Source organism: Iodobacter sp. BJB302 (assembly GCF_002735645.1).
Taxonomy (GTDB): domain Bacteria; phylum Pseudomonadota; class Gammaproteobacteria; order Burkholderiales; family Chitinibacteraceae; genus Iodobacter.
Window position 1 is genome coordinate 144,673 of the sequence record NZ_PDZG01000002.1, and the last position, 8,697, is coordinate 153,369.

Sequence of the window (8,697 nt, forward strand, 5' to 3'; positions counted from 1 at the left end):
GCATACTGCACTTTCACCTGCGCCCCAAAATCAACGCAGGCAAAAACGTCGGGCAAGCCTTGCATCGTGCTCAAATTAAATATCAACTACTCAGGCTTTATCAGATTTACCAGCCGCAGCGGCAAAGCCCGCCAGCTTGCAATCCAAAAGCCAGGGCTGTGCGCCTTTGTCTTCCGCGTTTTCTTTACGGCGAATGGCGTTTCTTACCATATTGGCCCCTAGCCAGCGTATCGGCTCTGGCGGAAAAAAGCCTCTTGGGCCCGTGACCAGCGGGCTGCGCGTCCATTCATTATCTGCATCCAGCACAAGGGACGATAAAACCTGCCCGCCCAGATAAGCTGGCCCCACGCCATTTCCCGAATAGCCAAAGCCATAAAAAATATGCGGATGCTGATTAAGCCTGCCAAAAAATGGGATACCCGTTACCGATCGATCGGAAGGGCCATTCCATGAGGCGGCAATTGCCACGTCTTGCAGGGCAGGGAAAAATCGCCTCAAGGTATGCGTAAGCGACTGCTGATAAGCACTCGGCTTATCAAACGCGGCCAGCATCCGGTTGCCATAGGAAAAAGTATTACCACCCTTGCCCAGCATCAATCTCCCGTCTGCGGTGCTGCGATAGTAATTCACAAAAATACGTGAATCGCACACCGCCACACCACGCGTGAGGCCGGTGCGCTGCAAAAGATCGGGGCAAGGCTCGGTGATAATCATATCGGACGAAACCACCGCAATGCTGCGAGATAAAGCCGGAAACAGCGTCGCCATCGAAGCATTCAGCGCTAGCACTACGCTGCCCGCGCTGATTTTGCCATGCGCCGTCACCACCACCGGTCTGGCGCTTTCGATCAGGCGCTCCATTGGTGTGGCTTCAAAAATCTGCACGCCCATTGCCCTGGCCACCCGCGCCAGACCCCGCACCAGCAAGCCCGGCTGCACGCTGCCCCCTACAGGTGAAAAAGCACCTGCAATATGCAGATCCGACCCTGCCATCAGTTTAACTTCGTGCCCGGGCAGGCCGACCCAAGTTGAAGCACGATGCCGCGCCAGCTCGTTCATTACACCATCCATACTGCCTAGCTGAGCGGTATTGGTGGCGGTATAGAGCGTGCCATCGACGCGCACTTCGGCATCGATCTGATGATCGCGGCAAAATTGTGCAATCTGATAAACCGCGTCTTCCGAGGCTTTAACGATACGCAGTGCTTCAGCCTCGCCAAACAGCCTTTTCAACGTCAAAAATTTTGTCGCCAATGTCAGCAGACAGCCACCATTGCGGCCAGACGCGCCGCTGCCGCAAAGGTCTTTCTCGATCATCACCACGCTTAATTCAGGCTTCGCTGTTTTGAGCGAAATCGCTGTCCATAAGCCGGTATACCCCCCTCCCACAATGCACACATCGGCCTGTAAATCCTGCCTGAGCGGCGCGGCAGCTGGCGGGTTTTCTTTAATTAAGGCCTGCTCAAACCACCAAGGGCGATATTCACTCATTAGAGCCTTCCCAATCTATATAAGTATCAAACTCAGCGCGTCTTTTGAGGGGAGCTAAGTCTTAAACCCTCGATGCCACAGAGAGCACAGAGGAAAGCAATTTTTTGATAAAAGCCTCGATGTTTTCTCTGTGGATTCTGTGTCCTCGTTTTACTCTGTGGTTCAAGATTTAACTCAAGCCCAAACATCACCAAGCAAAATCAAGGACGCTCAGATCGGGCCATGCGCGCTTCAATATCGGCCAATATCGGAAGTAAATCGGCGATGCTGTCGATCACATAATGCGCCCCCGCTCGTGACAATTTGTCTACCGCCACGGCACGTTTTTTTGCTTGCTCGGAGGGGCTTAAATCGGCCCATTCTGCAGCGGTCAGCCCGACTTCATTGCCAGTCACGGATAAACCTACCGTCCACATACCGGCATTTAAGCCCTCATCAATCCCCACTGCCGTATCGTCCACTTTCACGCAGGCGGCTACATCACTTACCGCCAGATCGATTACATTTTGCAAAGCCATCCACGGCCCCGGGCGCGCGCCTGCTTTCAGATCATCGGCCGCCACAACGCAATCTGGCGCGTAGCCGCGCTCACGGGCAATCGGCAGCAAGGCATTCATGACCTGGCGCGGGTAGCCGGTGCAACTGCCAATTTTGATGCCTTTCACCCTCAGCGCTGCCATTACATCAAGCGCACCATTAATCGGCAGGGAATACTGGCCCACTTTGGCAATCTGCAAAGGCATAAACGCCGCGTACAGCGCATCCACATCGGAGTCTGTCATGCTGCGATCAAACTTCGCCTGCCAGCGCGCGGCCACCGTCGGCAATTGACCCAGCGCCTTGATATGATCCCATTTCGCCATTCCCATAGGCACACGAGCCTCGGCAAGAGAGATCTCAATACCAAAGCCAGCAAAAGCCTCGATCAAAACCTGAGTCGGCGCAAAAGAGCCAAAATCCAGCACAGTGCCAGCCCAGTCAAAAATAACAGCCTGAATCGGGCCAAGATAAGCACGGGTGTAGCGATAGTTCATGGTTGTTCCTTGATTATTTAACTGCTTTTAATTGTTGATACACTGCAAAAATCCATTAATCAGCCCACCCCAGCTCCGCCAGCACCCCGGCAATCGCCGCAATGGCTTGCTGGATTTCTGCTTGATCGATTGCGCCAATGCAGCCCACGCGGAAGGTTTCTACTTCGGTGAGTTTGCCGGGATAAAGCAAGAAGCCACGGGCGCGAACCGCCTGGTAGAAGCGCTGAAAGTCGTACTCAGGGTGATTCGGGGCAAAAAAGGTGTAGATAATCGGCGCTTGCAAATCGGCAGGTAAGAAGGATTGCAGGCCGAATTTTTTCATCCCTGCAAGCAGGGCATCGCCATTAGCCTGATAACGGGCCAAGCGTGCAGGCTGGCCTCCTTCTGCCCAATATTGATCGAGCGCAGCTCTGAATGCCGCCACCACATGCGTCGGCGGGGTGAAGCGCCATTGCCCGGTTTTTTGCATATATTCAAATTGATCGCATAAATCCAGCGATAAAGATGGGCTTTGCCCCGGCACCAAGGCCGACTGCTTCACAATCACAAAACCCATACCCGGCACGCCTTCCAGGCATTTATTGGCCGAAGAAATCACTGCATCCACCGGCAAGCCATCGACTGGCAACGCGCCAAAAGCCGACATCGAATCCAAAATCAAGGCTCGCCCAGCGGCCTGCACCACGGCGGCCACTTCTGCCACAGGGTTAAGCAGGCCCGTCGCAGTTTCGCAATGAATCATGCCCACATGCGAAATTGCCGGATTAGCCGCCAGCGCCTCGCCAACAGCCGCCGCGCTGACTGGAGTGCCATCGCTGACTACCAGCAAGCTAACCTTGCGCCCCATCACGGTGGCGATTTTGGCCATTCTTTGCCCGTAAGCACCGTTCACCAACACCAGTATTTCACGATCTTTTGGCACCAAACTGCCAATGGCGGCCTCCACCGCAAAGGTGCCCGACCCTTGCAAAGGCACGCAAACATAGCCGTCCCCCAGATTGGCGATACGCAGCAGATCGGCGCACACACTAGCCGTCAGCGCATTAAATTTGGCATCCCATGAACCCCAATCAAGCAGCATGGCGGTTTTAGTGGCCAGCGAGGTGGTCAAAGGGCCTGGCGTTAATAAGATCGGTTCACGCATGATTACTCCAATCGTCTAGATGAATTTTTTGATACAAAAAAATGGCCGAGGCCTGGGTAATATTCAGTGCCTTCGGCACGTTGATTTAGGTGCGGGCGTCCCGCTGGACCTTCCTTTCTTGTGTGGCCAAGAAACGAAGCCAAGCCACAACCTCAAAAACACGAAGGCCCCTACTGCGGTCCAATCGAGTCGGCGGCGGGCGGGATCAGCTCGCTGCCTCGCTCCCAAGCGATCCCCCGCCCCGCTTGTTCCTCGCTCCGGCGTGTTTCAAGGGGGATTTAAGCCCCGCGCTGGGAGTCGCGATATAAATCTATTTTCTGAGATTGAAATGACTCAACCCCCAATAAACGACCAGTTTAAAATAGGTTTTCCTCCGTGAAACTCCTTGTTTTCTGTGGCCTCCGTGGTTCAAGACTCGGGTTTTCAGCAGTCACTCAACAAGCAAACCCACTACCTTCTCCACGCCTGCGAGCGCTTACCCAATAGGGCCGAGGCGATGGCGAAGAGCAGGCACACTAGTGCCGAGGTCATGACAATCAGGGTGGCCATTGCGGCTGCAGCTGCGGTGTCGCCTGCGTCGTCCATATTCAGCACGGCCAAAGAGGAGAGCACTGTGTCTGGCGTGTAGAGGAAAATCACGGCAGAAACAGTGGTCATGGCAGAGACAAAATAATAGCGGGCAATATCCAAAATTGCGGGCAGGCAAACCGGCACGGTGACGCGGCTAAAGGTGGTCCAGAACGGCACTTTGAGCGAGGCAGCAACAGCTTCAAATTCTGCGTCCATCTGCTTAAGCGCGGTGGTGGCGGTGAGATGCGCCGTGGTATAAAAATGCGTAACGGTGCAGAGCACCAAGATGCCCATCGTGCCGTACAGGCTGTGCATCGGGTTTTGCGGGTGATTAAAAAAGAACACGTAGCCCAGGCCCAGCACCAAGCCCGGCACCGCCATCGGCAGCATGGCCAATACGCGCAGGATGGCCTGGGCCAGCGGCGCTACTTTTAGTTTTTCATTTAAATACGCGCCGATAAATACCAACAACACGCCACAGATTGCCGTCCAGAATGCGAGCTTTAAGCTATTAAAATAAGCCAGCCAGCCGCCGCCATCCATTTGCTCAAAATCGAAATGCGCCAGCGTCAGGCTCAGGTTATACGGCCAGAGCGTGATTAAAGACGCCGCCACAGCCACGCCCAGCATCACCAGCAGCCACAAAGAAATCGTGCTGCAACACAGAAAAGCGGCGGCATCTCTGAGCGCAGATGGCTTTGCCAATAAAGGCTGAGCACGCGCGGTGAGCAGGGCTTTCTGCTTTTTTTGCACAAAGTAATCAACCACAAAAGACAACAAAGCCGGAAAGAGCAGCAAGAGGCCAATCACCGCGCCCTTAGGGAAATTTTGCTGGCCGATCACCTGCTTATACGCCTCGACGGCCAGCACATTAAATTGCCCGCCAATCAGCTTTGGCACACCAAAATCGGTCATCACCAGCGTAAACACCACAAACGCTGCTGAAATCAGCCCATAGCGCACCGCAGGCAAAGTCACGGTAAACCATTGCCGCACACGCCCTGCCCCCAGCGAGGTAGCTGCTTCATAAAGCCGCGCATCGGCAATCGCCAGCGCGGTGAGCAAAATCATCAGCGCATGCGGAAAGGTATAAAACACCTCGCCCAGTACAATACCCAGCGGGCCATAAATGCTTACGCCCAGCGGCAGCCAGCTTTTAAGCAGGCCCTGATTACCAAACAAATAAACCAGCGAAATCCCGGGCAATAAAGATGGCGCAAGCAGCGGGATCAAGGCCAGATAACGAAATACCGCCTTGCCCGGCATCGCGCTGCGGCTAAGCGCAGCAGCAAAAACATAGGCCAGCGGCAGCACAATCGCCGTCGTCAGCGCCGACACCCACAGGCTGTTCCCCACCGCAGACCAAAAGCCCGCCACATTGGTGATTTCAATAAAGTTACTTAAGCCAGTGAACTCACCACTTTGCGCAAGTAAAGACTTCCCCAGAATCGCCAGCAGCGGGCCAGCCACGCCGATCAGCAAAAAGGCCGCAATCAGATAGCTAATACTGCCGGCCATTCTTTCCCGAATATCAAGCTTTAAAGTAAGACCCGCGCTCATTCTGCATCCTTGCTACAAAAAACCCGCAGCTGATCGTGCGGCAGGGAAACAGGGATACGCTGCGCTAAGGAAGGCTGGTAAAGGGCGAGCTGATCCCGGCTGAGATCAACCATTAAATCGCTGTTCCACGCCGGCACATGCAGGCTGATACGATAAAAACTGCCCAAGAGCTCAATCTTGCTGACATCGGCCAGCGCAGTATTAGGCTCCCTCAAGAGAGCCGCATCCCAGGTGGCGTGCAGGCGCACCGCTTCCGGGCGGATAAAAAGTTCCACCTCCTGCCCCGGCGGCAAAGGTGGCAGATGCAGGGCGTAAAGCTCGGCATCGGCGACACACAGGCATTGATTGCCGGTCACACGGGCCTTAATCCAATTCGATTTGCCAACAAATTCGGCTACAAAACGGCTTTGCGGATGGCTGTAGATTTCTTCAGGCGTGCCGACCTGCTCGATTACACCGTGGTTCATTACCACAATGCGATCGGCCATCGTGAGCGCCTCATCCTGATCGTGCGTCACCAAAATCGTGGTAATCCCCAGGCGCTGCTGCAAATTGCGAATTTCGCGGCGTAAGTGTTCGCGCACGCGGGCGTCCAGCGCAGACAGCGGCTCATCTAATAATAAAAGCCCGGGAGACGTAGCCAGGGCGCGCGCCAAAGCCACCCGCTGCTGCTGGCCACCGGACAACTGCGCAGGGTATTTGTCTTCGATACCGGCAAGGCCAATCAGCTCAAGCAAGCTGGTGACGCGCGCGGCCTTATCGCTGCTTCGCCCTTTCAAGCCGTAAGCAATATTGTCTGCCACATTTAAATTAGGGAATAAAGCATAGGACTGAAACACAATGCCGTAATCACGCTTAGCTGCTGGCAGGCGGGTGATGTCTTTGCCCTCCACTGTGATTGCGCCCGCATCGGCAAACTCCAGCCCCGCAATCATGCGCAGCAAGGTGGTTTTACCGCAGCCCGACGGCCCAAGCAGGCAAAGCAGCTCGCCTTTTTTAACATTCAGCGAGATTTGCTTTAAAGCCACAAAAGCACCAAAGCGCTTCTCCAGGCCTTCTATCGATAAGTAATCTGCGCTGGCGACAAGGGGCAATTCAATATTTCTATTCATTAATCAGGCCTGAAGCGGTAAACGTTTTGGAACAAGTGATGAAGTTTTCTTGAGCGGAGATTGCCCGCTTAAGAGAACTACAAAGCTTTTTTAGTGCCTTCGGCACCTTGATTTTGGAGCGGTAGCCACCGCGGGGGCGTTCTTTTCTTGAACGGCCAAGAAAAGAACCAAAAGAAGGCCGCCCCAGCCAGCACGACATCCCCTCGCTGCGGACAATCGAGGTGGCGTCAATTCAACTCGCTTCGCTCAAACACGAATTGACGACTGCCCCACCCCGCTTGTTCCTCGCTCGGCGTGCTTCAAGGGGGGATTTAAGCCCCGTCCCACGAATCACAACAACAATTCATATAACTGAGTTTGATAATATTTAAAATCTAAAACAAAAAACTCAATTTAAACCTCATTTTTCTCCGTGAAACTCCGTGTTCTCTGTGGCCTCCGTGGTTCAAGATTTGGGTTTGACTCTGCATATCATCAATAACTTTATTCACAACGCCAAAAACCGGCCCACCCCAAGAGGTAAGCCGGTCTATGCAGCGTTTTTTATTTCTTTGCTTCAGACTTAGCGTCGTAACGACGCGTCCATTCGGCCAGGATTTTGTCGCGGTTTTGAGCGGACCAGCGCAGGTCTTGCTTGATCAGCAATTGCTCATAGTTAGCAGGGATATGCGCGTTAGGTTTAGCCACGCCGGGGTAGGCCACCACGGCGAAGTTCTTTTCGTAAAGCTCATTCGCGCTTTTTGATGCAGCCCAATCTGCCAGCTTTTTAGCTGCGTCCAGATTTTTGGTGCCCTTCATAATGGCGGTGGCTTCTACATCCCAGCCCAAGCCTTCCTTAGGGAAAACCAGATCGATCGGCGCACCGCCTTCTTTTAGCTTGGCTGCGCGGTATTCAAATGAAATACCAATCGGGAATTCGCCTGCAGCGGCTTGTTTGCAAGGCTTGGAGCCTGAGTGCGTGTACTGCGCCATGTTTTCGTGCAGCTTGTCCATAAAGGCCCAGCCGTCTTTTTCGCCGCCAAACACTTTCAGCCATGCAGTTACATCAAAATAACCAGTGCCGCTGGATGCCGGATTAGGCATCACAATTTTGCCTTTGTATTCAGGCTTGGTCAGATCGCGCCAGCTTTCTGGTTTTTTCAGGCCCAGCTTGGCAGCTTCTACCGTGTTAAAACAAACTGTCGCGCCCCACACATCCATCCCTACCCATGCTGGCGGATTCGCATCATCGACGTATTGCTTGGAAAGTTTCTCAGCCCCCTTGGCCGCGTAAGGCTGCAACATACCTTCTTTTTCCATCACAAGCAGGCTGGACGCCGCCACACCCAATACCACATCTGCTTGTGGGGCATTTTTTTCTGCCAGCAATTTAGCCGTAATAATGCCGGTTGAATCCCGCACCCATTTCAGCTTAATGCCAGGGTTTTGTTCTTCAAATTGTGCTTGATAAGGCTTGAGCTGATCCGCTTCAAGCGCGGTATATACAGTCAGGGAAGTCTCGGCAAAAGCGTGTCCGGCAAGTAGCGCGGAAAGCAATACAGCAATACGTGTCATTCTTCTATCCTTTCACGATCGGTAAATTAGCAAGGGAGCGTGAAGGATTGTAGGAAAGCTACATTACACAAGCATGACGTCTAGACGAATTTTATGTGACGATATCCCCCTATGTCAGACTAGTTGTCGCCTCTGAATTTTCATGGGCTTGAAAAAAACATAGGCTTCATCATGCAAAAAATTACGTATTCTGACGACTTTAAACACCAAGCATTGAGCAAGGTTTATCAGC

6 protein-coding genes are annotated in these 8,697 nt (G+C 53.4%); all 6 read right to left on the reverse strand.

Features of this window, described 5'->3' with window-relative positions; all coding sequences use genetic code 11:
- Nucleotides 1-90: 90 nt before the first annotated feature.
- The gene (locus tag CSQ88_RS01400; RefSeq protein WP_099396332.1) at nucleotides 91-1,491 is read right to left on the reverse strand and encodes an FAD-dependent oxidoreductase; all 1,401 of its coding nucleotides are present in this window, start codon (nucleotides 1,489-1,491) and stop codon (nucleotides 91-93) included.
- 200 nt (nucleotides 1,492-1,691) lie between these two features.
- The gene (gene phnX, locus CSQ88_RS01405; protein WP_099396333.1) at nucleotides 1,692-2,525 is read right to left on the reverse strand and encodes a phosphonoacetaldehyde hydrolase; all 834 of its coding nucleotides are present in this window, start codon (nucleotides 2,523-2,525) and stop codon (nucleotides 1,692-1,694) included.
- Nucleotides 2,526-2,580: 55 nt separating this feature from the next.
- Nucleotides 2,581-3,669 carry a 2-aminoethylphosphonate--pyruvate transaminase gene (locus CSQ88_RS01410; protein ID WP_099396334.1) on the reverse strand — a complete coding sequence of 363 codons (1,089 nt, stop codon included), beginning with the start codon at nucleotides 3,667-3,669 and terminating at the stop codon, nucleotides 2,581-2,583.
- Nucleotides 3,670-4,119: 450 nt separating this feature from the next.
- A complete protein-coding gene (locus CSQ88_RS01415) occupies nucleotides 4,120-5,799 on the reverse strand; it encodes a putative 2-aminoethylphosphonate ABC transporter permease subunit (RefSeq protein ID WP_099396335.1) in 1,680 nt (559 codons plus the stop codon).
- Nucleotides 5,796-6,911, reverse strand: a complete 1,116-nt coding sequence (locus CSQ88_RS01420) for a putative 2-aminoethylphosphonate ABC transporter ATP-binding protein (protein ID WP_099396336.1) — start codon at nucleotides 6,909-6,911, stop codon at nucleotides 5,796-5,798. Before CSQ88_RS01420 ends, CSQ88_RS01415 begins: the two co-directional genes overlap by 4 nt.
- Before the next feature lie 543 nt (nucleotides 6,912-7,454).
- A complete protein-coding gene (locus CSQ88_RS01430) occupies nucleotides 7,455-8,465 on the reverse strand; it encodes a putative 2-aminoethylphosphonate ABC transporter substrate-binding protein (RefSeq protein ID WP_099396338.1) in 1,011 nt (336 codons plus the stop codon).
- Nucleotides 8,466-8,697 lie beyond the last annotated feature (232 nt).